Annotated in this window: 1 protein-coding gene; it reads left to right on the top strand. The window is 44.7% G+C overall.

The genetic code is table 11. From position 1 onward, the window contains the following. A partial coding sequence (locus GV819_RS32880) for a hypothetical protein (RefSeq protein ID WP_368668965.1) occupies nucleotides 1–380 on the top strand: 380 nt, incomplete at both ends.

Genomic DNA, 380 nt, shown 5'->3' with positions numbered 1-380 from the left:
AACTACAACCGTCTGTTTATACCACGGCAAAAAACTAAAGATGATAATGGCCTCAAAACACTCAATAGTAAAGCGGTTGGCAGACTGCTTGCTGCTGGCGGCATATACAATGGGAATATCGAAGGATTCAGGGAAACAGCAAACAAGTTGGGAGGAGATGCACCTGCTGGTTACGATCAAGTTATGGATAACAAAGGGTTACTCATCGCTGGTGCTTCAATAGTTGCTGGAGTTGTTCTGGGAAGAATGAGATTCCCTGATTTGGAATCATTTGAGCATTTCGGAGCCAGAGGAGCAGTATCAGGAAGACCATTTAATCCCGACCTTGCCGGTGGTCCAATAGAAAACCTGACGATAGATGGCGTAACAATCAATAGGGA

The organism is Pseudomonas sp. Fl5BN2 (assembly GCF_009908205.1).
Taxonomy (GTDB): domain Bacteria; phylum Pseudomonadota; class Gammaproteobacteria; order Pseudomonadales; family Pseudomonadaceae; genus Aquipseudomonas.
The sequence above is the reverse complement of the archived record's forward strand: the minus strand, read 5'-3'. Positions and strand labels throughout refer to the sequence as shown.